The organism is Thermus scotoductus DSM 8553 (genome assembly GCF_000381045.1).
Classification (GTDB): Bacteria; Deinococcota; Deinococci; order Deinococcales; family Thermaceae; genus Thermus; species Thermus scotoductus.
Genome location: NZ_KB905739.1, coordinates 12,682 through 34,986 on the forward strand (window position 1 = coordinate 12,682; position 22,305 = coordinate 34,986).

The following is a 22,305-nucleotide window of genomic DNA, read 5'->3' on the forward strand; positions in this document are numbered from 1 at the left end:
CTTGCGTGCTCTGGCTTCGCGACCGCGCCCTGGACCTCTCCCGCCCTAGGATCATGGGCATCCTCAACCTCACCCCCGACTCCTTCTCCGATGGCGGCCTTTACCTGGACCCGGAAAAGGCCCTAAAGCAAGCCCGGACCCTGGTGGCCGAGGGGGCAGACCTCCTGGACCTGGGGGCTGAATCCACCCGCCCGGGAGCGGAGCCCGTGCCCGTGGAGGAGGAAAAAAGGAGGCTTTTGCCGGTGTTGGAGGCGGTCTTGGAGCTAGGGGTGCCGGTGAGCGTGGATACCCGCAAGCCCGAGGTGGCGGAGGAGGCCCTGAAGCTAGGAGCGCACCTCATCAACGACGTGACGGGCCTTCGGGACGAACGCATGGTGGCCCTTTGCGCCCGATACGGGGTGGCGACGGTGGTCATGCACATGCCCGTGCCCGACCCCAAGACCATGATGGCCCATGCCCGCTACGGGGACGTGGTGGCCGAGGTGAAGACCTTCCTCAAGGCCCAGGCGGAAAACGCCCTGAGGGCCGGGGTGCCCCAGGTGGTCCTGGACCCGGGGTTCGGCTTCGGGAAACTGCTGGAGCACAACCTGGCCCTCCTTAAACACCTGGAGGAGATCGTGGCCCTGGGCCACCCCGTTTTGGTGGGGCTTTCCCGGAAGCGCTCCATCGGGGAGCTCACGGGGGTGGAGGAACCGGCAAAAAGGGTCCTTGGCTCCGTGGCCGCCCACCTTTTCGCCGCCATGAAGGGGGCCAGGATCCTTCGCGTCCACGACGTGGCCGCCCACCGGGAGGCCCTTGCGGTGTGGAACGCCCTTTGGGAATAGATATGGGGGAGATCGCCCTTTTAGGTTTGGAGTTCTACGGTCGCCACGGGGTGAGGCCCGAGGAAGGCCGGCTTGGAGCCCGGTTTGTGGTGGACCTCTGGCTTAAGGTGCCCTTTGAGGGCAGGGGGGACCGGCTGGAGGAAACCGTGGACTACGCCGCCGTCTACGCCCTGGTGGAGGAGGTGGTGCGCCACCGCCGCTTCTACCTGATCGAGGCCCTGGCCGACCACCTGGCGGAAGCCCTCCTGCAAGCTTTCCCTCGCCTCGAGGGGGTGCGGGTGCGGGTGCACAAGCCCCACGCCCCCATCCCCGGGGTTTTTCGCGACGTGTACGCGGAAACGGAAAAAACGCGCTCCTAGAAACCGTTTCGGCCACTCATCTTGCGCTCATGGGAAAACCGTGGTAGGATAGCCCCGCCCAAAAGGGCTACGTGGAGAAGACCTATCCCTTCCCCCACTGCTCCCCAGGGAGCGGTGGGTTATAAACATTCTCACCCCCTTGGGCTAAACTGAAGGAGCCCGGCAAGGGGCGGGTCTATTATGGAAAGGGTAGCAATATTCATTGACGGCTCCAACCTGTACAAGGGGTTGGTGCAGCACCTAGGGGCGGATTATCGGCTAAACTTCGTGGAGTTTATCAGCCTTCTCACCGCTGGGCGCAGGCTTTTGCGCGCCTACTACTACAACGCCCCCCTCCCTCCGGAAGACCCGGCTGCCAAGGCCCACCAGAGCTTTCTCAACTACCTGAAGCGGGTGCCCTATGTGGCCGTGCGCCTGGGAAGGCTGGAAAGGCGGGCGGATGGCTTCGTGGAAAAGGGGGTGGATATCCAGATCGCCATAGACATCCTGCGCCTGGCCTATGCCGACGCCTATGACGTGGCGGTGCTGGTCTCCGGGGATGGGGACTTCGCCGAGGTGGTCAAGGTAGTCCAGGACATGGGCAAGCAGGTGGAGAACACCACCTTCCACGCCCTTTCCTCCCACCGCCTGGCCCAGCAGGCGGACCGCTTTTATCCCCTGGACGACTTCCCCTGGGAGCGCCTCCGGGCGCAGAGCCTGCCCCAGGCCCCCGAAAGCGGCGAGTAAACCCCGGCCTAGAGGAGTTCCTCGGGTCGGAAGAAAAGGGCGATCTCCCGGCTTGCGTCCTCGAGGCTCGCCGAGCCGTGGATCACGTTCTCGTCGATGGTGGTGGCAAAATCCCCCCGGATGGTGCCGGGAAGGGCGTCCTTGGGGTGGGTGGCCCCCATCATCTTCCGCACCTCGGCCACCACGTTCGGCCCCTCCAGCACCATGGCCACCACTGGCCCTGAGGTGATGAAGCTCACCAGGCCGGGGAAGAAGGGTTTCTCCCGGTGCTCGGCGTAATGCCTTTCCGCAAGCTCCTGGCTGATCTGTAAAAGCTTAAGCCCCACGATACGAAAACCCTTCCGCTCAAAGCGGGCAAGGATCTCCCCCACCAGACCCCTTCGCACGCCGTCGGGTTTCACCATGACAAAGGTGCGCTCCATACCCCTAGGAGTTTAGCAGGTCTAGGGCCTTTTGAAGTAGCCCAGCAGGATGTAGGCCACCACCACCACCCAAAGGAGCACCAAAAGGGCATCCCGCCAGTTCAGGCGAACCCGGGGACGCTTGGGCTCCAGCACCTGGGTGGGCAGTTCCTCAGGCTCCTCCCCAAGCTTCAGGCGCACCGGGGCTCCTTTTGCCGCCTCGAGGGGCAAGGCATAGGGGCGACCCCCCTGGGGAAGCTCCTCGGGCACCCGCACCACGATGGCGCTCACGTTATCGGGGCCTCCCCACTCGTTGGCCAAGGCCACCAGACGCCTGGCCGCCTCCTCCGGGGGAAAGCTCTTCAGAACTTCCCCCAGGGTGCGGTCCTCCAACACCCCGGAAAGGCCATCGCTGCAAAGCAAAAACACATCCCCAGGCTCCAGCTTAAGCCCCATGAGGTCCACCCGGGCCTGGGGAAAGGAGCCCAGGGCGTTGGTGATCACGTTGCGCCAGCGATGGGCCTTGGCCTCCTCGGGGCTCAAAAGGCCCTGGCGCACCCTTTCCGCCACCCAGGAGTGATCCTCGGTGAGGAGGGTAAGCTCCCCTTTCCTGAGAAGGTAGGCCCTCGAGTCCCCCACATGGGCGATCAAGGCATAGGGAAGATCCAAAAGAAGGCAGGTGGCGGTGGTGCCCATACCCCGGTTCTCGGGGCGTTGCGCCTCCTGGTAGATGCGCTCGTTGGCCTTTTCAAAGGCTTGAAGGAGGGCCCTCGGGCTTGGGTCTACATTGCGCAGGTTCTCCAGGATCATCTCCACGGCCAGCCTGGCCGCCACTTCCCCTGTGCGGTGCCCCCCCACCCCATCCGCCACCACGAAGACCCCTCCCCAGGGGGTGAGGGCGTGGCCCACGGCGTCCTCATTTTTGGGCCGCTTGAGGCCGGGGTGGGTTTCCAGGGCGAAGGCCAGACTGGACACGGGGGGATTTTACCGCATAGCCTTGACGCATACCGCATACCGCGGTAGCTTGAGAATAAGCCCGGGCCCGCAAGCCCGGCCTTTTGCTTTGGGTTGCTTGGCCCGGAGGGCCAACACATGGAGGGCGCCATGCGCTTTGAGAAAATCGCCCCCTACACCTACCGCATCCCCCGGCAGGGGAAGATGCGGGTGGATGCGGTATTTTTCGCCTCGGAGGAGATCTTAAAGGACCTCGAGGGGGAAAACTACGCCTCCTTACAGCAGCTCATGAACGTGGCCACCTTGCCGGGGATCGTGGAACCCGCCCTGGCCATGCCCGACATCCACTGGGGCTACGGCTTCCCCATCGGGGGGGTGGCGGCCTTCAACCCCGAGGAAGGAGGGGTGGTGAGCCCGGGAGGGGTGGGTTTTGACATCAACTGCCTTCCTGCCGGCACCCGCGTACTCTTTCATGACCGCTACACCCGCCCCATAGAGGAGGTGGCGAGGGAACAAGAACCCCTCCTCACCGTGTGGCGGCTTGGGGAAAAAGCCGAGGCAGGCAAAGCCTTTCTCCTCCTCTCCCGAGAAGCGGAAACCCTGGTGCGCCTCCGCACCGAGGGAGGGTTCATCCTGGAGGCCACCCCCGATCATCCCGTCTACACCCCCTCGGGAATGCGTCCCATAGGCACCCTGAAAAAGGGAGACCAGGTGGCCGTCCACCCCTTCCAGGGCTTTCCCCACGAACCCCCTCCGTCCCTGACCCTTCTAAGCGAGGAAAGGGCCCAAGCCCTAGGCCTTGCCCTGGGGTTTCCCCGAGCGGCAGATGTGCTGAAAGAGAAGGGGCTCCTTCCCCTACAGGCGGACCACCCTCACTTGCCAGCTATCCTACGCCTCTTGGGCTACGCCTTGGGGGATGGAACCCTTTACCGGTCCCGGGGCAGGGGGTACCTGGTGCTCTATGGGGACGAAGAAGGACTCCTGGAAGCCAAGGAGGACCTTAAGCGTCTGGGCTTCCAGGCTGGGGGCCCTTACGTTCGGGTACGAAACCACAGCTTCCGAGGACGGACCTTCACCTACCGAGAGGCTAGCCTTAAGGCCTCCTCCCGGGCTTTGTTCCTCCTTCTCCACGCCTTAGGCCTTCCCGAGGGCCCCAAGGCGCAAACGGCTTTTGCCTTACCTCATTGGCTCTTCTTCATTCCCGCTTGGCTTAAAGCCAACTTTTTAGCAGGACTATTCGGAGCGGAGCTCTCCGCGCCGAAGTGGGTAAGCGGACATGGGTACAACCTCGCCTCTCCTGTGCTCTCCCAGTCCAAACGGAAAAGCCTTTTGGGGATTGGCCGGACCTTCATGGAAGATCTGGCCCGCTTAATGGAAAGCTTGGGCCTGGAAGTCCAGTCCCTGCGTGAGGAACTGGATTGGGAGGAACCCGCTGATCCTTCCCACCGCTTCAAACTGATCCTCCGGAGTACACCGGAAAACCTCAGCCTCCTTTACGAGAGGGTGGGCTATGCCTACGCTCCCCAAAAAGCCTGGCTAGCCCAGGCGGCTGCTTTCTACCTGCGCCTGAAAAAGGCCCACTTAGAAGCTCGGGAAACCCAGGCCGAGGAGGTCTTGGCCCTACGACAGGCAGGCCTAGGACCAAAACGCATCGCCGCCACCCTAGGCCTTCCTCGGCGCTTCGTGGAGCGTACCCTTTACGAGAAGCGAGGTGGATTCCGCCCCTGGGGATTTCCCACCTTCCCTGAGTTCCTCCAAAGGGCCGGCCCCATGCTTTTTGACAGGGTAGTGGCTATGGAAACCGTTCCCCACGGGGGAAGGGTTTACGACCTCTCCATGGCTCATGAGGGACACAACTTTGTGGCCGAAGGGTTTGTGGTCTCCAACTGCGGGGTACGCCTTTTGGCCTCCCATCTCACCCTGGAAGACCTTCTCCCCCGCCAACGGGAACTGGCGGACACCCTCTACCGTCTGATCCCCTCGGGGGTGGGAAGCGAGCGCAAGGACGTGCGCTTCAGCAAAAAGGAGCTCAAGGAAATCCTTAAAGAGGGGGCTGGCTGGCTCATCCAAAGGGGCTATGGCTACCCCGAGGACCTCCACTTCATCGAGTCGGAAGGCCGCCTGCCCTGGGCCAACCCCGATAAGGTGTCGGAAAGGGCCTTTGAGCGGGGGGCTCCCCAGATCGGCACCTTAGGAAGCGGGAACCATTTCCTCGAGGTCCAGTACGTGGACCAAATCTATGATGAGGAGGCTGCCGAGGCCTTCGGGCTTTTCCCCAACCAGATCACCGTCCTCATCCATACGGGAAGCCGGGGCCTGGGCCATCAGGTCTGCCAGGACTATGTGGAGAAATTCCTTAAAGCCGCCCCCCGCTACGGCATAGAGCTGGTAGACAAGCAGCTGGCCGCAGCCCCCATCCAGAGCCCTGAGGGCCAGGACTACCTCCAGGCCATGGCCGCCGCCGCCAACTTCGCCTTCGCCAACCGCCAGCTCATCGCCCACTTTGTGCGGGAGGCCTTTGAGGCCGTGGGCTTCCCCCCAAGGGAACATGGCCTCAGGGTCCTCTACGATCTGGCCCATAACAACGCCAAGTTTGAGGAGCACGGGGGAAGAAGGGTTCTGGTGCACCGCAAGGGGGCTACCCGGGCCTTCGGGCCGGGAAATCCGGAGATTCCCCTGGAATACCGGCACGTGGGCCAGCCCGTGCTGGTACCCGGGGATATGGGCCGCTACTCCTATGTGCTAGCGGGCACGGAAAAGGCCATGGCGGTGTCCTTTGGCTCCAGCTGCCACGGGGCCGGACGCAAGATGAGCCGCCACCAGGCCAAGCGGGTGGCCAAGGAGCGCAACCTGGTGAAGGAGCTTGCGGAAAGGGGCATACTGGTGCGGGCAGCCACCAAGGCTACCGTGGACGAGGAGATGCCCGAGGCCTACAAGGATGTTTCCGTGGTGGTGGAGGCGGTCCAGGGAGCTGGAATCGGAAAGAAGGTGGCCCGCCTAAGGCCCCTCATCGTGGTCAAGGGATAAACTCTAAGCGCTTTCTCACCGCCATCTGCTCCCATGGAGGGATGAGGCTCCTAGCTCTCCTCCTTTTCCTCTCCTGCTCCCTGGCCCAGACCCTACTTCCCGCCAGCACCTTTGGCCTTTCCTTTCGGGAGGAGGCTTCGGCCTGGATTTACGAGGGGGAGGGGGTGCGCTTCGTCTACGCGCCGGGGGTGGGCTGGGCAGAGCCCTTGGACCCCAGACTTCCCCCACCCGATGGGGAAAAACTGCCCCTCGAGGCCCTGAAGGCCCTAGGCTTCTTTTTGGTGCCGGAGGCAGGGGTACGCCACGGCATCCAAGGACGGGGCTTCCGCCTGGTGTTGGACCTTCCGGCAGGGGAGGCTGCCGCCCACCTCCCCCTGGAGGGCCAAGGACAAGGAAGCCTCCTTCTCTCCTTTCCCTATCTGGCCCCGGGGATGCTCCAAGTGCCCTGGCCCAAAGGGTTAGAAGCCCGGGTGCGGCTTTTACCCAAGGGCACCGAGCTTTTCCTAAGCTTTCCCGGAAGGCTCCTTCGCTACCGGCTCTTCCCCCTCAAGGAGCCAGATCGGCTGGTCCTCGACCTCTTTGTGCTCGAGGCCGAGGTGGAGGAACCCGTGGCCGCGGGAGTCCGCTATCGGGAGATCTGGGCCTTTACCCCAGAGCCCCTAAGGCTTTACCTGGTGGAGGCGGAGAAAGGCAGGCTGGTTCCTGTGGGCAAGCCCGGGGTCCGGGCCCTACCCAAGGACCTTGCCCCAAACGCCCTGGCGGTGCTGAACGGGGGGTACTTTGACCCCAAAACCGCTACCCCCATCGGCCTCTGGGTCCAGGACGGGGTTACGGTTTCCTATCCCAGCGGCCGCATGGCTCTCTTATGGGATGGATTCAGCTTCTTCCTGGGGGTTCCCCGGTTTGAGGCAATGGTCCAGGGTCCTTCCGGAGAGCGGGTGCGGGTGGGCATCAACACCTCCCGGGCCCGCTACACCGCCTACACGGTCCCGGGAACCGTGGGAAGGGAGGGGGAGGAGGTGGCCTTGGTGATGGGAAACCGGGTACAGGCCATCTTCCCCGCCCCCCAGGAACTTCCCCCTGGGGCCTGGGCCCTTGCCTTCCCCAAGGAGGCACCTCCCTTCCCCCTTAGGCCAGGGGACTCCTTAAGCCTCTACAGCCGCCTGGACCCCCCCTTCCGCTACGCCCTGGAGGGCGGCCCCCTCTTGGTCAGGGAGGGCCAGTACGCCTTTGACCCGAGCCAGGAAAACTTCCGCGATAAAAGGCCCCTCGAGGCCATAGCCCCCCAGGCGGCCGTGGCCTGGACCCGGGAAGGGAAGCTTTGGCTTGTGGTTTCCGAACCCACCACCCCCGGGGTCCTGGCCCGGGCACTTCTCTCCTTAGGGGCCTGGAATGCCCTCCGCATGGATGGGGGCGGGTCTGCCCAGCTTTGGGTTAAGGGGAGACTGCGAAGCCCTTACAATGGCTCCCCCAGGCCGGTGGTGAGCGCCTTGGCCCTCTACGCTCCTTGAAGGTGCCTCCCCCCACGGGAAGCGGGAAGTTAACCCCACATCCGGACTGCTTTGGGGAGAGTACCCCTGCAAAAAGGCTTTTCCAGGATTCCCACCCTGGCACGGCCAGGGTGGGGTGATGTTAGCTCACCCGCTCCACCCGGATGAGGTTGGTGGTCCCCTGCACCCCAAAGGGCACTCCCGCGGCGATCACCACCCTCTCCCCCACCTGGGCTAGCCCGCAGGCCTTGGCCTTCTCCAGGGCGATGCGCACCATGTCGTCGGTGTCCTGGGGGTCGGGGGCCAGATGGGGCAGAACACCCCAGACCAAGGCCAGCTGCCGCTCCACCTCGGGGTTCGGGGTGAGGGCCAGGATGGGCACTTTGGGCCGCGTGCGGGCAATGCGCCTGGCGGAGCTTCCCGTGGCGGTAAAGACCACAATGGCCTTGGCGTCCACTGCCTCCACGATGTCGTCCGCCGCCTGGGCGATGGCGTCCTGGATGGTGGGGGTGGGAGCCGGGCGGAGGACGTTGAGCTTTTGCAAGAACTCGGGGGAGGACTCCACCACCCGGGCGATCCTGGCCATGGTGGCCACGGCCTCCACCGGGTAAGCCCCGGCAGCGGTTTCCGCGGAGAGCATCACCGCATCCGTGCCGTCGAAGATGGCGTTGGCCACATCCGAGGCCTCTGCCCGGGTGGGGCTTGGGTTCTGCACCATGGACTCCAGCATCTGGGTGGCGGTGATCACCGGTTTCCCGGCGGCAATGGCCTTGAGGATAAGGCGCTTTTGCATGATGGGCACCTCCTCCAAAGGCATCTCCACCCCCAGGTCCCCCCGGGCCACCATGATCCCGTCGGCCTCCTCCAGAATCTCCTCAAAGCGGTGGACGGCGGAAGGCTTCTCTATCTTGGCCATGAGCCGGGCCCGGGAACCATGCCGGGCCAGGTAGTGCCGGGCCAGGAGCAGGTCATCCCGGGTGCGCACGAAGGAAACCGCCACCCAGTCCACCCCGAGCTCCGCCCCCAGGGCTAGGTCCTGGATGTCCTTTTCCGAGAGAGCGGGGATGGAAAGATCCGAGCCAGGGACGTTGATCCCCTTACTGTCGGAAAGAATCCCACCCAGCTCCACCACGGTGTGGATCTCGTCCCCTTGGATCCTCTCCACCCGAAGGCGCAGGCGGCCGTCGTCCAAGAGGAGCACCTGACCGGGAGCCACGTCCTCGGGAAGCCCCTTGTAGGTGATGGAAACCCGGGTCTCGTCCCCCTCCACGGGAGCCCGGGTGAGGATAAAGGGCTGGCCGGCCTTAAGCTCCACCCGGCCCTCCTTGAAGCGGCCTATGCGGATCTTGGGGCCCTGGAGGTCTTGGAGGATGGCCAAGGTTTTTCCAAGTTCCTTCCCCACCTCCCGCACCCAGGCCGCCCGCCTGCGGTGCTCCTCGTGGGTGCCGTGGCTAAAGTTCAGGCGAAAGACATCCGCCCCTGCCTCCGCCAGGGCCCGGATGGCTTCCTTGGAGTCCGAAGCGGGCCCCAGGGTGGCCACAATCTTGGTGCGCTTAAAAGGCCTCATACCCTAAAAAGCGCGCCGCACGCCCCAGCTCCTCCTCGATGCGCAGGAGCTGGTTGTACTTGGAAAGGCGATCCGAACGGGAGAGGGAACCCGTCTTGATCTGCCCGGCGTTCACCGCCACCGCTAGGTCGGCGATGAAGCTGTCCTCGGTTTCCCCGGAGCGGTGGCTGATCACCGCCCGGTAGCCGGAGCGCTGGGCCAAGCGGATGGCCTCGAGGGTCTCGGAAAGGGTGCCGATCTGGTTCACCTTCACCAGGATGGCGTTGGCCACACCTTGCTGGATCCCTTGGCGAAGCCTGTCCGGGTTGGTTACGAAAAGGTCATCCCCCACCAGCTGGACCCTGCCACCCAGGCGCTCGGTGAGAAGCCGCCAGCCTTCCCAGTCGTCCTCCGCCAGGCCGTCCTCAATGGAGCGGATGGGGTATTTGTCCACCCATGTGGCCCAGAACTCCACCATCTCCTCCGAGGAAAGCACCCGCCCTTCCCCTTCCAGGTGGTACTTCCCCTCCTGGTAAAGCTCGCTGGCCGCGGGATCCAGGGCCAGGGAAACCTCCTGCCCCGGGGTGTATCCCGCCCGCTCGATGGCCAAAAGAAGAAGCTCTATGGCCTCCTCGTTGCTCCTTAGGTCCGGAGCGAAGCCTCCCTCGTCCCCCACATTGGTGCTGTATCCCTTTTCCTTCAGCACCCCCTTCAGGGTGTGGAAGACCTCAGCCCCCACCCGCAAGGCCTCGGAAAAGCTTTCCACCCCCGCAGGCACCAGCATGAACTCCTGGAAATCCACCCGGTTGTCCGCGTGCTTTCCCCCGTTGATCACGTTCATAAGGGGAACCGGCAAAGTAACCGCCTGAACTCCCCCCAAATAACGGTATAAAGGCAGACCCAAAGCCTCCGCCGCCGCCCGGGCCGTGGCCAGGGAAACCGCCAGGATGGCGTTGGCCCCCAGGTTGGCCTTGTTAGGAGTGCCATCCAGCTCCAGCATGGCCCGGTCCACCCCCTCCTGGTCCAGGGCATCCCGGCCGATGAGCTCGGGGGCGATGCGTTCCAGGATGTGGGCCACCGCCCGGCGCACCCCCTTCCCCAGGTAACGCCTACCCCCATCCCGTAGCTCCAAGGCCTCATGGGTGCCGGTGGAGGCTCCGGAGGGCACCATGGCCCTGCCCCTGGCACCACCTTCCAGCTCCACCTCGGCCTCCACCGTGGGAAAGCCCCTAGAGTCTAAAACCTCCCTGGCTTTCACGTTCACGATCGTGGTCATGGACTCCTCCCCTAAGCGTTTCTGGAAGCGCTTCCCGCCCCTCGGAGCTAAGTTTACACCCGTAGGGGCACCACCACCGCCTGGTACCCCTCCGCCGCCTCCCCTGGGCGCACCAGGCTAGGGCTGGTGGGCCCGGAAAGCAACAACACCGCCTGGCCGGAGAGAGGGGAAAGGGCCTCCAAGAGATAGCGGGCGTTGTAGGCCACCGCCAGGGGCAGGCCCTCGAGGCGCACGGGGATCTCCTCCTGCCCCTTGCCGTAGTCCCCCTCAGCGGAGAGCAATACCCGCCCCTCCTCAAAAAGAAGGTCCACCCTATGGTTTTGCCGGTCAGAAAGGACGCTCACCCGGCGCAGGGCCTCCCGGAAGGCCTCCACATCGAAGGCCGCCTTCAGGGGAAACTCCTTGGGGATCACCCGCTCATAGTCCGGGAACTCCCCTTCCATAAGCCGGACAGCCATGCGCAGCTGTCCCTTGCCGGTGGCGAGACCTAGAACCCCCGGGCCCAGGGCCAGGGCCACCTCCCCCTCGCCCATACCCTTCAGAACCCTCACCATCTCGTCCACGCTTCGGGCAGGCACCACCACCTTCTTGGCAAAGGGTTGGGGCTTGGCAAGCCTGTAAAGGGCCAGGCGGTACCCGTCGGAGGCCACGGAGCGAAGCCCGCCCTCGGAAAACTCCAGCTGCACACCCCGGAAGATCGCCCGGTACTCTTCGTTGCTGGCCGCATAGCGCACGTGGGATAGCGCCTTAAGAAGCTCCTCCACCGGCAAAAGGGTCTGGAGGGGATAGGGCTCTGCGGGGCCTTCCAGGCTGGGAAAGAAAAGCTCCGGGTAGCCTTCGTCGGGGGCAAGGCTCAGCCGGGTGCTGAAGGAACCCGAAGAAAGGGAAAGCTCCGCACCGAAGTCCAGCTCCACCTGATCCCCGGGAAGGCTCTTCACCAGTTGGAAGAAAGGCTGGGCGGGAACCAGAAAACGCCCCTCTCCCTCCGTGGGAAGCTCCAGGCGCACTTCCAGATCCACCTCGCCATTGGTTCCGAACAACACCAGGGCATCTGGCGTAAGGGCTAGGCCCAAGTAGGTAAAAAGGGGGTTGGAGCTTCGCGTGGGAATGACCCGTTCCAGCAAGGCCACGTGTTCGGTTAGCAGGGTTTTTGGAACTTTCACCTTCACGGGGTTTGCCTCCTCTAATCTACTGCTCTTACTATGGGTTTTTTAAAGATCTTAAAAGATAGTAGTCGTAGTAATAGGGGCTGTGGATATGTGGATAAGGGGTAGAAAATGCTGTGTGGGAGCGAAAAGGGCTTGTGGAAAACCTTTGTGGATAACTGGCCTTGGGTTGTGGATAAGCTGTGGATAACTGGCCAGTTATCCACAGGCTCCGAAGGGGGGTTGGTTTTCCACAGTTTGTCCACAGGGTTATCCACAGGAAAATCGGGGTTATCCACAGGGTTATCCACAGGTTATCCACAGGGGTCATGTCAGGGCCTCTTTCAGGCTGCGAAGCAGCTTCTGCACCTCTCGGTCGCTTTCCGAAAGCTCCTGAACCTTTTGGATGGCATAGAGGACGGTGGTATGGTCCCGCCCTCCGAAGAGCTGGCCGATTTCCGGGAGGGAGGAGCGGGTGAGTTCCCGCACCAGGAACATGGCGATCTGGCGGGGTAAAACCACCTCCTTGCGCCGGCCACCTCCCACCAGGTCCTCCGGGCGCAGGGCGAAGTACTCCGCCACCTTGCGCACGATCTCGTGGGGATCCACCTCCACCTCCTTGGAGGCGAAGATGTCGGAAAGCGCCTTGGCGGCCACGGCGCGGGTGAGTTCCACCCCGTTTAGGGAAGCGTAGGCGATCGTGCGCATCAGAGCACCCTCCAGCTCGCGGATGTTGGAGGTCACCTGCCGGGCGATGTACTCCAGCACCTCCTCGCTGATCCTGAGACCCCGTTGCTCGGCGTTCATCTTGAGGATGGCGATGCGGGTTTCCAGGTCAGGGGGCTGGATGTCGGTGATGAGGCCCCATTCGAACCGGCTTCGTAAGCGGGCCTCGAGGGTCAGGATATCCTTGGGGGGCCGGTCGGAGGAGAGGATGATCTGCTTGTGGGCCTCGTAGAGGGCGTTGAAGGTGTGGAAGAACTCCTCCTGGGTGCGCTCCTTGCCGGCGATGAACTGGATGTCGTCCACCAAGAGAAGGTCCACGGAGCGGTACCGCTCGCGGAATTCCGTCATGCGGTCCTCGCGGATGGCGTTGATGAGCTCGTTGGTGAAGGTTTCCGTGGATACGTACTCGATCTTCAGGTGGGGGAAACGTTTGGCCACGGAGTGCCCCACGGCGTGCATGAGGTGGGTCTTGCCCAGGCCCACGCCCCCGTAGATGAAAAGGGGGTTGTAGGCGCGCCCCGGGGACTCGGCCACCGCCACCGCCGCCGCATGGGCCATGGAGTTGTTGGGCCCCACCACGAAGTTTTCAAAGGTGTACTTGGGGTTGAGGTTGGGCTTGGCTGCTTCGGAAGGGGCAGGGGTGTGGAAGATATCCTCCTGGACGGCCACGCTGGGGACCACCTTGAGCTCAAACCGGGGAGGCTGGGCTCCCAGGAGACCCAGGGCCTCCTGGATCAGCTCGGCGTAGTGGCGCTTGATCCAGTCCAGGGCGAAGGAGGTGGGCACCGCCAGCTGGAGTACCCCATCCTGGATGCCCAAGGGGCGGATGCGCTCGAACCAGGTGTGGAACTCCACCTCGGTGATGTTGCGGCGGATGTGCTCCAGGATGTGTTGCCAGACGGCCTCGTGGGTCAAGGCTACCCCCCCGCGTTTCCGGAGGAACATTCTACGCCAAGGCCTTGGGTAAAGTGGAGGGTGGGATGCGTTACGACGTGGTGGTGGTGGGAGGTGGGCATGCAGGGCTGGAGGCGGCCTGGGCGGCCGCGGCCCTCGGAGTGCGGGTGGCCCTGGTCACCATCAACCCCGAGCGCATAGGCATGATGCCCTGCAACCCGGCGGTGGGCGGACCCGGCAAAAGCCAGCTGGTGGCGGAGCTCACCGCCCTGGGGGGGCTTATGGGCCGGGCGGCGGACGCCACCGCCATCCACACCCGGGTGCTGAACCGCTCCAAGGGACCGGCGGTGCAAAGCCTTAGGGTCCAGGTGGACCGGGATCTCTACGCCCTTAAGGCCCAGGAAATCCTGGCGGAGAGGCCGGTCGAGGTGATCCGGGGGGAGGTGGTGAGCCTCTTTGTGGAGGGGGGAAGACTTCTTGGGGTGCGCACCGTGGATGGCCGGGAGATTCCCGCCAAGGCGGTGGTGGTGGCGGGGGGAACCTTCCTGGGAGGGGTGGTCTGGTACGGAAGGCGTTCCCGGCCAGCGGGACGGCAGGGGGAGCCGCCGGCCCGGTTCCTTTCCCGTAGCCTCGAGGCCGTCGGCCACACCCTGCGCCGGTTCAAGACGGGGACCCCACCCCGGATCCGGGCGGATTCCGTGGACTTCTCGGAGCTCTTGGTGGTGCCCCCGGAGGTACCCCCGGGAAGCTTCACGGGAAGCCCGGGACCCCATGCGGCCAAGCTTCCCACGTGGCAGACCCGGACCACATCCCGCACCCACCGCCTGATCCTGGAGAACCTGCACCTGTCTCCCCTTTATGCCGGGGATATCGTGGGCATCGGTCCCCGCTACTGCCCCTCCATTGAGGATAAGGTGGTGCGCTTTTACGACAAGGATAGCCACCTTCTCTTCGTGGAGCCCGACGGGCTTGCCACCAGCGAGGTGTACCTGCAGGGGTTCTCCTCCAGCCTGCCGCCGGAGCTCCAGGAGGATATGGTGAAAAGCCTGCCGGGGTTTGGGCGGGCGGTGATCCAGCGCTACGCTTACGCGGTGGAGTACGACAGCCTGGATCCCACGGAGCTTACCCGGGGGCTCCAGTCCCGCTTCCTCCCTGGGTTGTTCGCTGCCGGGCAGGTGAACGGCACCTCGGGGTACGAGGAGGCCGCGGCCCAGGGCCTCCTGGCGGGGCTGAACGCTGCCCGGTATGCCCTGGGCCTCTCAGAGGTGCATCTCCCCCGGGAAAGCGGCTACATCGGGGTGATGGTGGACGACCTGGTGGGCCGGGGTACGGACGAGCCCTACCGGATGATGACCTCGAGGGTGGAGCTCCGCCTCCTTTGCCGGGCGGACAATGCGGACGAGCGCCTGGTGCCCTTGGCGGTGGAGTGGGGCCTTAGGCCCAGGGAGGATCTGGAAGCGATGAGGGAAAAGTACCGCCGGGTGGAGGCGGAGCTAAGGCGCCTCGAGGCCTTGCGGGTGGATGGGGTGAGCGGCCTGGTGTGGCTGAGGCGTCCGGGAAACACCTACGGGGCCTTGGCGGAACGCTTTCCCCCACCTGTTCCTTTGAGCCCCGAAGAAGCCTACCAGGTGGAGGTGCGGGCCAAGTACGCGGGGTACATCGAGCGGCAGGAGCAGCTGCGGAAAAAGCTGAGGGACCTGGAGGGCTTTCGCATACCCGAGGGTTTGGAGTTCCCCCGGATCCCGGGCCTTTCCCGGGAGGCCGTGGAAAAGCTTTCCCGGGTGAGGCCCCGGACCGTGGCGGAGGCTGCCCGGGTCCCTGGGATACGGGACTCGGACCTCACGGCCCTGTTGGTGCACCTCAGGGTGCTTTCCCGGTGAGAGGGGGATGTTTCCCGTGAAACATTGGGGGTGGGGGTGGGTCTAAGCCCAAAGGGCGTTCAGCTTCTTCTGGAGGGTGGAAAGGCCTTGGGGCTGGACCTCGAGGCCCACCTTTCCACCTTCTCCCGCCTTTACGACCTCCTCATGGAGGCCAACCGGCGCACCAACCTCACGGCCTTGCGCACGGAGGAGGAGGTGGTGGTCAAACATTTCCTGGACTCCCTCACCCTCCTTACCTTGCCCCTCTTCCAGGGGCCATGGCGGGTGCTGGACCTGGGCACGGGGGCGGGGTTTCCCGGGCTTCCCCTGAAGATCGTGCGCCCGGAGCTGGAGGTCACCCTCCTGGACGCCACCAAGAAGAAGGTGGCCTTCGTGGCCCAGGCGGTGGAGGCCCTTGGGCTGAAGGGGACCTACCCCCTCTGGGGCCGGGCGGAGGAGCTGGCCCATATGCCCGAGCACCGGGAGGCCTACCACCGGGTGGTGGCCCGGGCGGTGGCTTCTCTTTGCGTCTTGGTGGAGCTGGGCCTGCCCTTCGTGGCCCTGGGAGGGTATATGGTGGCCCAGAAGGGTCCGAGGGTGGTGGAGGAGGTGGCCCCCTTGCCCAGGGCCCTAGCCCTCCTGGGAGGCGGTTTGGTTACCGTCCACTCCTTGGTTCTTCCCGTGGCCCAGGAGGAACGGAACCTGGTGGTGGTGCCCAAGGAGGCCTCTACCCCGGCCAGGTATCCCCGGCGACCGGGGGTGCCCGAGAGAAATCCTTTATGCTAGGGTCCAAGGTGTTGCGGCGGATCGCCCTGGTGAACCAGAAGGGGGGGGTGGGCAAGACCACCACCGCCATCAATCTGGCCGCCTACCTGGCCCGCATGGGGAAGAAAGTCCTCTTGGTGGACCTGGACCCCCAGATGAACGCCACCAGCGGCCTTGGGCTCCGGCCCGAGCGCGGGGTGTACCAGGTGTTGCAGGGGGAACCCCTGGAGGCCTTGGTGCAGCCCGTGGACGGTTTCCATTTGTTGCCGGCCACCCCGGAGCTGGTGGGGGCCACGGTGGAGCTTCTGGAAAAGCCCCTGGCCCTAGGGGAGGCCTTACGGGACGAGGGGTACGATATCACCCTCTTGGACGTGCCCCCCAGCCTCTCCGCCCTCACCCTGAGCGCCCTGGCGGCGGCGCACGGGGTGGTGGTCCCGGTGCAGGCGGAGTACTACGCCCTGGAGGGGGTGGCGGGGTTGCTCTCCACCCTGGACGAGGTGCGCACCCGGCTGAACCCGTGCCTTAGGCTTCTCGGCATCCCCATCACCATGTACGACGGCCGGACCCTTTTGTCCCAGCAGGTGGAGGCCCAGCTTCGGGCCCACTTCGGGGAGAAGGTGTTCTGGACGGTGGTGCCCCGGAACGTGCGGCTGGCAGAGGCCCCGAGCTTTGGCAGGACCATTGCCCAGCATGCCCCCACCTCGCCGGGGGCCCACGCCTACCGCCGTCTGGCCGAGGAGGTGATCGCCCGTGTCCAAGAAGGCTAGCGGTTTAGGGAGGGGCCTCGAGGCCCTCCTGCCCAAGGGCGGCGGAGGGGTGGTCCGGCTTCCCCTGTCCGCCATCCGGCCCAACCCCCACCAGCCTCGCCGGAGGTTCTCCCAGGAGGGTCTGGAGGAGCTTGCGGCTTCCATTCGGGAGAAAGGCCTGCTTCAACCCCTGGTGGTGCGTCCCAAGGGGGAGGGATACGAATTGGTGGCCGGGGAGAGGCGCCTTAGGGCCGCGGAGATGGCGGGCCTGAAGGAGATTCCCGTCATCATCCGCGACCTCACGGACCAGGAGGCCATGGAGGTGGCCCTGGTGGAGAACCTCCAGCGGGAGGACCTCACCCCGTTGGAGGAGGCCCGGGGTTACCAGGCCCTCTTGGGTCTGGGCCTCACCCAGGAGGAGGTGGCCAAGCGGGTGGGTAAGGCCCGCTCCACGGTGGCCAACGCCCTGAGGCTTTTGCAGCTTCCCGAGGAGGTTTTGGAGGTCTTGGAACAGGGGCTCATCAGCGCAGGCCACGCCCGGGCCCTTTTGATGCTGGAGCCTGAGGACCGGCTTTGGGGCCTGAGGGAGATCCTGGAAAAAGGGCTTTCCGTACGCCAGGCGGAGGCCTTGCGGGAGCGTTTGGTGCGGGAACAGGAGCGCAAAACCCAGGAACCCTCTCCCCTTTCCCTGGAGCTTTCCCGGCACCTGGGCCTGCCGGTGAGGGTGGTGGGGGGAAGGCGGGGGAAGGTGGTCATCCACTACCGCTCCCTGGAGGAGCTGGAGGCCCTTTTAGAGCGGCTGGGTTACCAGGCGTAGCCAAAGAGGACCCGCACCGCGCCGTTTTGGTCGGTGCGGTAGACCCTTACCCCATGCTGGTCCAGGCGCTCCAAGACCTCGGGGTGGGGGTGGCCATGGGGGTTCCTTCCCACGCCTATCAAGGCCACCTGGGGTCGGGTGCGTTCCAGGAGGTCCTCGTCCGTGCCCGTGCGGGAACCGTGGTGGCTAACCTTAACCACCGCCACCTGCGGGGGAGTGAGCCTTTCCTCCACCTCCCCGGGCACGTCTGCCAGGAGAAGGGCTTTGGGCCCGACGAAGTCCAGGAGGAGGACCAGACCGCCTTGGTTGTCGTCTGCTTGCGGGCCAGGAGGCCAGAGGACCTCGAGGCTCCCCCGCCCCACCCTGAGCCGCGTGCCCGCGCCGGGGTAGCGGATGGGTACCCCCTTGGCCTCCAGAGCCCGCACCAAGGGGTGATCCCGGGGAAAGGCCGGGGAGAGGAGGGCCAGGCCCACCGGGAGCTCGGCCACCACCTGGAGGAGCCCGCCGTAGTGGTCCACGTCGGGGTGGGTGGCCACCAGGACCTCGAGGGCTTCCACCCCCAGGGCCCTTAGGGCCCGCACCACCTTTTCCCCCTGCTCGGGCCGGCCCCCGTCCACCAGCACCTCGGCCCCACCCAGCCGGGCCAGCAGGGCATCCCCCTGGCCCACGTCCAGGGCCCAGAGGTCCAAGGGTTTGGGCCAGCCGGCGGCGAGGCCAGCCAGGACGGGCAGGGTGGCGAGGAGGAGGGCCTTGCGCCAGGGGAAGAGCCCGCGGAGGACGAGGAAGGGAGGCAGGAGGGCCAGGTAGTAAAGGGCAAAGCCCGGGGGCGAGACCTCCCCCCACCGGAGCAGGGGTCCTTGGGAGGCGACCTGAGCCAGGGCCAGGAGGGCTCGGGCCAGGGCTTCCACCAGGGGCGCCAGGACTCCCCCAAGGAGGAGCTTCAGAAGACCCAGGGGCACGAGGAGGGCCGCCAGGGGGAGGGCAAGGAGGTTGACCAGGGGGGCGAGGAGGGGGAGGAAGGCGAAGTGGTGGAGGAGGAGGGGGATAAGGGGGAGCTGGGCGGCCAGGCTGGCGGCGAGGCCCCCGAGGAGCCAGCCCCGGGCCCCTGAGGGAAGGGCCAAGGCGGGGAGGACCAGGGCCAGGCCCAGCACCGCCAGGTAGGAGAGCTGGAAGCCTAGGCCCAGGAGGGCCTCGGGGCGGAGGAGGAGTTGGAGGAAAAGGGCCAACCCCAAGGCCTGGAAGACCCCCGCGGCTCCCAGGCCGAGGAAGAGCCCCAGGAGGGAAAGGCCCGCCATGAGGCTCGCCCGCAGCAGGGAGGGGCTGGGGCCTGCCAGCCACAGGTAGGCGGGGAGAAGGAGGAGGGCGAGGAGGTAGCGCCACCGCCCCAGGGGAAGAAGGGCTAGGGTCGCCGCCAAATAGCCCACGTTCTGCCCGGAGACCGCAAGGAGGTGGGCGAGGCCCGCTTTCTGGAAGAGGGGGTAGGCGTCCTCGAGGCCCCTTTTGTCCCCTAGGACCAGGCCCTCCACCACTTCCCCGACCTGGGGGGAGAGGCCCGCGGTGAGGCGCTCTCGCCAGGGTGCCCGAGGATCGGGTAGGGGGGCCAGGGCCTCCGCCCGTTCCACGTGAAACACCCCTCTTATCCCCCGGGAGAGGAGCCAGGTGCGCTGGTCAAAGCCCCCGGGGTTGCGCTTGCCCTGGGGTGGAGCCAGGTACCCCCTCAGCCGGTAGCGGCCATCCTCCAGGCCCGGGTAGTGCTGCACCCAGAGCCTGTGCCCCTGCCAGAGGATGGTGCCTTGGTGGAGGGTGAAGACACCCTCGAGGCGGGTGCCGTAAGGGGGTTCCGGTACGGGGAAGAGGAGGCCCCGGAGGAGGACAAAAACGAGCCCAAGGGCGAAGGGAAGCCGGAGGAAGGGGAGGAGTAAGGGCGCCAGGAGAAGGACCCAGGGATGGAAAAGCCCCCAGGCTCCCAGGAGCCCGCCTAGACCCAGGCCTACCCCTGGACCCCAGGTAGAGAGGGGAGGCTTGGGGAAGAATGCCCTAGGGCCGGACATAGGGCCTGAGCCGTTCCAGGGTGGCGGGGCCGATGCCCTTGACCCTCAGGAGGTCCTCCACCCGGGCGTAGGGTCTTCCCGCCACGATCCTCTGGGCCAGCACGGGGCCGACCCCAGGGAGGCTCATGAGCTCCTCGAGGCTGGCTTGGTTCAAGCTAATGGGCTCAGGGGCTGGGGGCTCAAAGCTGGCCTCCGCCAGGGTTTCCACCCACACCGGCTGGGGTTTCGGGACCAGCTTGGGCCAGAGGCTGGAAAGACCCAGGAGGGCTACCGCGAGGAGGTAGAGGAGGACCACTCCGTCAAGGCCAGACCAAGCCCGCCTAGGAGAACCCCGGCCAGGACCCAAGGATCCACCCCGGGGTTCAGGGCCACGAAGGCCACGGTGTAGGCCAGGGTGAGGAGGGAGAGGACCTTTAAGGGGAGGGCCAAAGGGTTTCTCCCTCCCTGGGCCTTGGGCGTGGGGGCTTGGGGAGGGGACTCCGGCTCCGGGGCTAGCTCCACCGAATCCCGCTTGGGAGGGAGTTCCTCTTCCCACACCGGGGCCTTCGGGGGCTCGGGAGGAGGGGGTGGGGGAGGGGTTTCCTGGGTCAGGGGAGCCTTGGGGGCGGGGGCGGGAGCCGAGGTGGCCTTGCGGGCCCGGGCCACGTGAGGTTTCAACCCTTCCAGAAAGACCTTGAGCTCCTCCAGGGGGAAGGCCTTCAGGGGGAGGACCAGGGAATCCTCCTCCCCTTGCACCAGGAGGGTGCCGGCCTCTCCCTTGCCCACCCGGCGGATCCGGGAAAGCTCCAGGCGCTTTACCCCGGCGTCGTCCACGAAGACCAGGTGGGCCTCGGTGACGGCCAGAAAGCCACCCGGCCCTTCCAGCTTGACCAGAGCCTCCTCGCCCAGGCGGGAAAACGCCGCTTCATACTTGCCCATGGCTCCATTGTATACTTCCCCTCGTGCCCTTGCGCTTGGGACACCGCGGCGCCCCTCGCCTGGCGGAAGGCGAGGCCCAGGTCTATGTGGAAAATACCCTGGAGGCATTCCGCCAGGCCTTGGAGGCTGGGCTGGACGGCTTTGAGCTAGACGTCCACCTCACCCGGGACGGGGTCTTGGTGGTGCACCACGACTTCACCCTAGAGGGCGTCCCCTTGGCCTCCTTGGCCTTCAGGGAGCTTCCGGCCTATGTGCCCACCCTCGAGGAGGTGCTGAGGACCTTCCCCGAAGCCTGGATCAACGTGGAGCTGAAAAGCCTTCCCCCGGAAACCGACGGCCGGGAGGAGGCCTTGGCCAGGCTCCTGGCCCGTTACCCCTCGGATAGGATCTGGGTGAGCTCCTTTGATCCCTTGGCCCTGGTGCGCCTTAAACGGCTTGGGGTGGGGCCCCTGGGCCTTCTTTATGAACACGAGGAGGCGGAGGCCCTGGCCCCCTGCCTGGGGGTGGAATGGGTGCATCCCGAGGCCTCTTTGCTCAGCGAGGCCAAGGTGAGGAAGCTAAGGACCCGCTACCGGGTACTGGTCTGGACGGTGAACCGCCGCCAGCAAGCCCAGGAACTGGCCGCCTGGGGGGTGGATGCCCTGGTCACCGATTTCCCGGGGGTCCTCGTATAATGGGGGGGCTATGGCGAACCTGAAGAGCCTTCCCGTGGGTAAGGGTGCTCCCGAGGTGGTGAACATGGTCATCGAGGTGCCCAGGGGTTCCGGCAACAAGTACGAGTACGATCCGGAGCTTGGGGTTATCAAGCTGGACCGGGTCCTTCCCGGAGCCCAGTTCTATCCCGGGGACTACGGGTTCATTCCCTCCACCCTGGCCGAGGATGGGGATCCCCTGGACGGCCTGGTTCTCTCCACCTACCCCCTTTTGCCCGGCGTGGTGGTGGAGGTGCGGGTGGTGGGCCTTCTGCTCATGGAGGACGAGAAGGGCGGGGACGCCAAGGTCATCGGGGTGGTGGCGGAGGACCAGCGCCTGGACCATATCCGGGATATTGCCGATGTTCCCGAAGGGGTGAGGCAGGAGATCCAGCACTTCTTTGAAACCTATAAGGCCCTCGAGGCCAAAAAGGGCAAGTGGGTCAGGGTGACGGGCTGGCGGGACCGGCAGGCGGCCCTGGAGGAGGTAAGGGCCTGCATCGCCCGCTACCAGGCCCATTGAGGTGGGTTTTGAGAAAGCGTGGCCTGGCCCTTTTTCTTTAGGCTTACAATGAAGCCAGGAGGACGCTTATGGTCTGCCCGGCATGCGGGGAAACCCTAGAGCTTGCGGGGTACGAGGCGGGGGACCTCCTGGACTGCGAGGCCTGCGGGGCGGTCTTGCGCCTGCTTTCCGACGGCACCCTGGAGCTGGTGGAGGCCCCCCCCGAGGAGGAAGGAGAGGCCCTTTGGGGGCTTACCGCCTATGGGGAAGGGGAGGAGGCGGTTCTGGTTTTTTCCGACGGCACCTTGGAGGAGGAGGTGCGAACCCTCAAGGCCGACCTCCTGGAAGCCCTTCGCCGCCTGGAGGAGGGGGTGGGGGAGGAACCTCCCAAGGAAGCGGAGGATGAACCCAACCTGGAGCCCGACTACGTGACGGTCCATGTGGAAACCGATGGGGGCCCCATGGCCCTGCGCCGCATCCTTTTCCCGGGAAGCCCGGACCTTTTGGAGTTCACCCTGCCCTCGGGCTCGGTGTACCAGTTCCCCTTCCGCGAGGTCCAGGAGCTTCTCAAGCCCATCCTCCTCTAA

21 protein-coding genes and 1 pseudogene are annotated in these 22,305 nt (G+C 65.4%); 13 read left to right on the forward strand and 9 right to left on the reverse strand.

What is annotated here, in order from left to right; genetic code table 11:
* Window positions 1-5 precede the first annotated feature (5 nt).
* The 3 genes from folP (at window position 6) to F604_RS0105435 (ending at window position 1,909) form a co-directional block, all read left to right on the forward strand.
* Complete coding sequence (gene folP / locus F604_RS0105425) at window positions 6-824, forward strand: dihydropteroate synthase (protein ID WP_019550756.1); 819 nt, start codon at window positions 6-8, stop codon at window positions 822-824.
* A gap of 2 nt (window positions 825-826) precedes the next feature.
* Complete coding sequence (gene folB / locus F604_RS0105430; protein ID WP_019550757.1) at window positions 827-1,183, forward strand: dihydroneopterin aldolase; 357 nt, start codon at window positions 827-829, stop codon at window positions 1,181-1,183.
* Between the two features lie 180 nt (window positions 1,184-1,363).
* A complete protein-coding gene (locus F604_RS0105435) occupies window positions 1,364-1,909 on the forward strand; it encodes a LabA-like NYN domain-containing protein (protein WP_019550758.1) in 546 nt (181 codons plus the stop codon).
* 8 nt (window positions 1,910-1,917) lie between these two features.
* Here F604_RS0105435 and ndk read toward each other — a convergent pair whose 3' ends face one another.
* A complete protein-coding gene (ndk, locus tag F604_RS0105440; RefSeq protein ID WP_019550759.1) occupies window positions 1,918-2,331 on the reverse strand; it encodes a nucleoside-diphosphate kinase in 414 nt (137 codons plus the stop codon).
* Window positions 2,332-2,352: 21 nt separating this feature from the next.
* The gene (locus F604_RS0105445; RefSeq protein WP_019550760.1) at window positions 2,353-3,285 is read right to left on the reverse strand and encodes a PP2C family protein-serine/threonine phosphatase; all 933 of its coding nucleotides are present in this window, start codon (window positions 3,283-3,285) and stop codon (window positions 2,353-2,355) included.
* A gap of 129 nt (window positions 3,286-3,414) precedes the next feature.
* On the opposite strand from F604_RS0105445, the pseudogene F604_RS13510 reads away from it, so the two are divergent.
* The 3 genes and pseudogenes from F604_RS13510 to F604_RS0105455 form a co-directional block, all read left to right on the forward strand.
* Window positions 3,415-3,915, forward strand: a pseudogene (locus F604_RS13510) (RtcB family protein); the annotation flags it as partial.
* A gap of 1,143 nt (window positions 3,916-5,058) precedes the next feature.
* On the forward strand, window positions 5,059-6,291 hold the full coding sequence (locus F604_RS13560; RefSeq protein ID WP_420804985.1) for an RtcB family protein: 1,233 nt from the start codon (window positions 5,059-5,061) through the stop codon (window positions 6,289-6,291).
* A gap of 41 nt (window positions 6,292-6,332) precedes the next feature.
* Entirely contained in the window at window positions 6,333-7,802 is a 1,470-nt protein-coding gene (locus F604_RS0105455) for a phosphodiester glycosidase family protein (protein WP_019550762.1), read from the forward strand.
* Between the two features lie 121 nt (window positions 7,803-7,923).
* Here the strand turns inward: F604_RS0105455 and pyk are convergent, their stop codons facing one another.
* The 4 genes from pyk to dnaA all read right to left on the reverse strand — a co-directional run bounded on the left by pyk (window position 7,924) and on the right by dnaA (window position 13,389).
* Window positions 7,924-9,348, reverse strand: a complete 1,425-nt coding sequence (gene pyk, locus F604_RS0105460) for a pyruvate kinase (protein ID WP_019550763.1) — start codon at window positions 9,346-9,348, stop codon at window positions 7,924-7,926.
* The gene (eno, locus tag F604_RS0105465; protein ID WP_019550764.1) at window positions 9,335-10,603 is read right to left on the reverse strand and encodes a phosphopyruvate hydratase; all 1,269 of its coding nucleotides are present in this window, start codon (window positions 10,601-10,603) and stop codon (window positions 9,335-9,337) included. Before eno ends, pyk begins: the two co-directional genes overlap by 14 nt.
* A gap of 53 nt (window positions 10,604-10,656) precedes the next feature.
* The gene (dnaN, locus tag F604_RS0105470; RefSeq protein ID WP_019550765.1) at window positions 10,657-11,772 is read right to left on the reverse strand and encodes a DNA polymerase III subunit beta; all 1,116 of its coding nucleotides are present in this window, start codon (window positions 11,770-11,772) and stop codon (window positions 10,657-10,659) included.
* A gap of 303 nt (window positions 11,773-12,075) precedes the next feature.
* Window positions 12,076-13,389 carry a chromosomal replication initiator protein DnaA gene (gene dnaA, locus F604_RS0105475; RefSeq protein ID WP_026328994.1) on the reverse strand — a complete coding sequence of 438 codons (1,314 nt, stop codon included), beginning with the start codon at window positions 13,387-13,389 and terminating at the stop codon, window positions 12,076-12,078.
* 44 nt (window positions 13,390-13,433) lie between these two features.
* On the opposite strand from dnaA, the gene mnmG reads away from it, so the two are divergent.
* From mnmG to F604_RS0105495, 4 genes are read left to right on the forward strand one after another with little or no spacing between them, the layout of a single operon-like run.
* Complete coding sequence (mnmG, locus tag F604_RS0105480) at window positions 13,434-15,248, forward strand: tRNA uridine-5-carboxymethylaminomethyl(34) synthesis enzyme MnmG (protein ID WP_276324406.1); 1,815 nt, start codon at window positions 13,434-13,436, stop codon at window positions 15,246-15,248.
* Between the two features lie 36 nt (window positions 15,249-15,284).
* Window positions 15,285-16,013 carry a 16S rRNA (guanine(527)-N(7))-methyltransferase RsmG gene (gene rsmG, locus F604_RS0105485; RefSeq protein ID WP_026328995.1) on the forward strand — a complete coding sequence of 243 codons (729 nt, stop codon included), beginning with the start codon at window positions 15,285-15,287 and terminating at the stop codon, window positions 16,011-16,013.
* Window positions 16,007-16,759, forward strand: coding sequence for a chromosome-partitioning ATPase Soj (gene soj / locus F604_RS0105490; RefSeq protein ID WP_019550768.1), 753 nt, complete (start codon window positions 16,007-16,009; stop codon window positions 16,757-16,759). The genes rsmG and soj overlap by 7 nt, the downstream gene beginning before the upstream one ends.
* On the forward strand, window positions 16,743-17,555 hold the full coding sequence (locus F604_RS0105495) for a ParB/RepB/Spo0J family partition protein (RefSeq protein WP_019550769.1): 813 nt from the start codon (window positions 16,743-16,745) through the stop codon (window positions 17,553-17,555). Before soj ends, F604_RS0105495 begins: the two co-directional genes overlap by 17 nt.
* Here F604_RS0105495 and F604_RS0105500 read toward each other — a convergent pair.
* The 3 genes from F604_RS0105500 to F604_RS0105510 are packed head-to-tail and all read right to left on the reverse strand — an operon-like array spanning window position 17,543 to window position 20,524.
* On the reverse strand, window positions 17,543-19,606 hold the full coding sequence (locus F604_RS0105500; RefSeq protein ID WP_019550770.1) for a DNA internalization-related competence protein ComEC/Rec2: 2,064 nt from the start codon (window positions 19,604-19,606) through the stop codon (window positions 17,543-17,545). The two genes, F604_RS0105495 and F604_RS0105500, sit on opposite strands and share 13 nt — an antisense overlap.
* Window positions 19,593-19,901: a ComEA family DNA-binding protein gene (locus F604_RS0105505; protein ID WP_019550771.1), complete on the reverse strand. Its 309-nt coding sequence runs from the start codon at window positions 19,899-19,901 to the stop codon at window positions 19,593-19,595. The genes F604_RS0105500 and F604_RS0105505 overlap by 14 nt, the downstream gene beginning before the upstream one ends.
* Window positions 19,874-20,524, reverse strand: a complete 651-nt coding sequence (locus F604_RS0105510) for a hypothetical protein (protein ID WP_019550772.1) — start codon at window positions 20,522-20,524, stop codon at window positions 19,874-19,876. Before F604_RS0105510 ends, F604_RS0105505 begins: the two co-directional genes overlap by 28 nt.
* Window positions 20,525-20,547: 23 nt before the next feature.
* Here F604_RS0105510 and F604_RS0105515 point away from each other — a divergent pair, with 23 nt between their 5' ends.
* The 3 genes from F604_RS0105515 to F604_RS0105525 all read left to right on the forward strand — a co-directional run bounded on the left by F604_RS0105515 (window position 20,548) and on the right by F604_RS0105525 (window position 22,305).
* Window positions 20,548-21,198, forward strand: a complete 651-nt coding sequence (locus F604_RS0105515; protein ID WP_019550773.1) for a glycerophosphodiester phosphodiesterase — start codon at window positions 20,548-20,550, stop codon at window positions 21,196-21,198.
* A gap of 10 nt (window positions 21,199-21,208) precedes the next feature.
* Window positions 21,209-21,739: an inorganic diphosphatase gene (locus F604_RS0105520; protein WP_019550774.1), complete on the forward strand. Its 531-nt coding sequence runs from the start codon at window positions 21,209-21,211 to the stop codon at window positions 21,737-21,739.
* A 68-nt stretch (window positions 21,740-21,807) separates the two neighbouring features.
* A complete protein-coding gene (locus F604_RS0105525) occupies window positions 21,808-22,305 on the forward strand; it encodes a hypothetical protein (RefSeq protein WP_019550775.1) in 498 nt (165 codons plus the stop codon).

Coding starts and splice junctions, on each gene's coding strand:
- folB (WP_019550757.1), top strand. CDS start 827: ATGGGGGAGATCGCCCTTTTAGGTTTGGAGTTCTACGGTCGCCACGGG.
- F604_RS0105435 (WP_019550758.1), top strand. CDS start 1,364: ATGGAAAGGGTAGCAATATTCATTGACGGCTCCAACCTGTACAAGGGG.
- ndk (WP_019550759.1), bottom strand. CDS start 2,331: ATGGAGCGCACCTTTGTCATGGTGAAACCCGACGGCGTGCGAAGGGGT.
- F604_RS13560 (WP_420804985.1), top strand. CDS start 5,059: ATGGAAACCGTTCCCCACGGGGGAAGGGTTTACGACCTCTCCATGGCT.
- F604_RS0105455 (WP_019550762.1), top strand. CDS start 6,333: ATGAGGCTCCTAGCTCTCCTCCTTTTCCTCTCCTGCTCCCTGGCCCAG.
- pyk (WP_019550763.1), bottom strand. CDS start 9,348: ATGAGGCCTTTTAAGCGCACCAAGATTGTGGCCACCCTGGGGCCCGCT.
- eno (WP_019550764.1), bottom strand. CDS start 10,603: ATGACCACGATCGTGAACGTGAAAGCCAGGGAGGTTTTAGACTCTAGG.
- soj (WP_019550768.1), top strand. CDS start 16,007: ATGCTAGGGTCCAAGGTGTTGCGGCGGATCGCCCTGGTGAACCAGAAG.
- F604_RS0105500 (WP_019550770.1), bottom strand. CDS start 19,606: ATGTCCGGCCCTAGGGCATTCTTCCCCAAGCCTCCCCTCTCTACCTGG.
- F604_RS0105510 (WP_019550772.1), bottom strand. CDS start 20,524: ATGGGCAAGTATGAAGCGGCGTTTTCCCGCCTGGGCGAGGAGGCTCTG.
- F604_RS0105520 (WP_019550774.1), top strand. CDS start 21,209: ATGGCGAACCTGAAGAGCCTTCCCGTGGGTAAGGGTGCTCCCGAGGTG.
- F604_RS0105525 (WP_019550775.1), top strand. CDS start 21,808: ATGGTCTGCCCGGCATGCGGGGAAACCCTAGAGCTTGCGGGGTACGAG.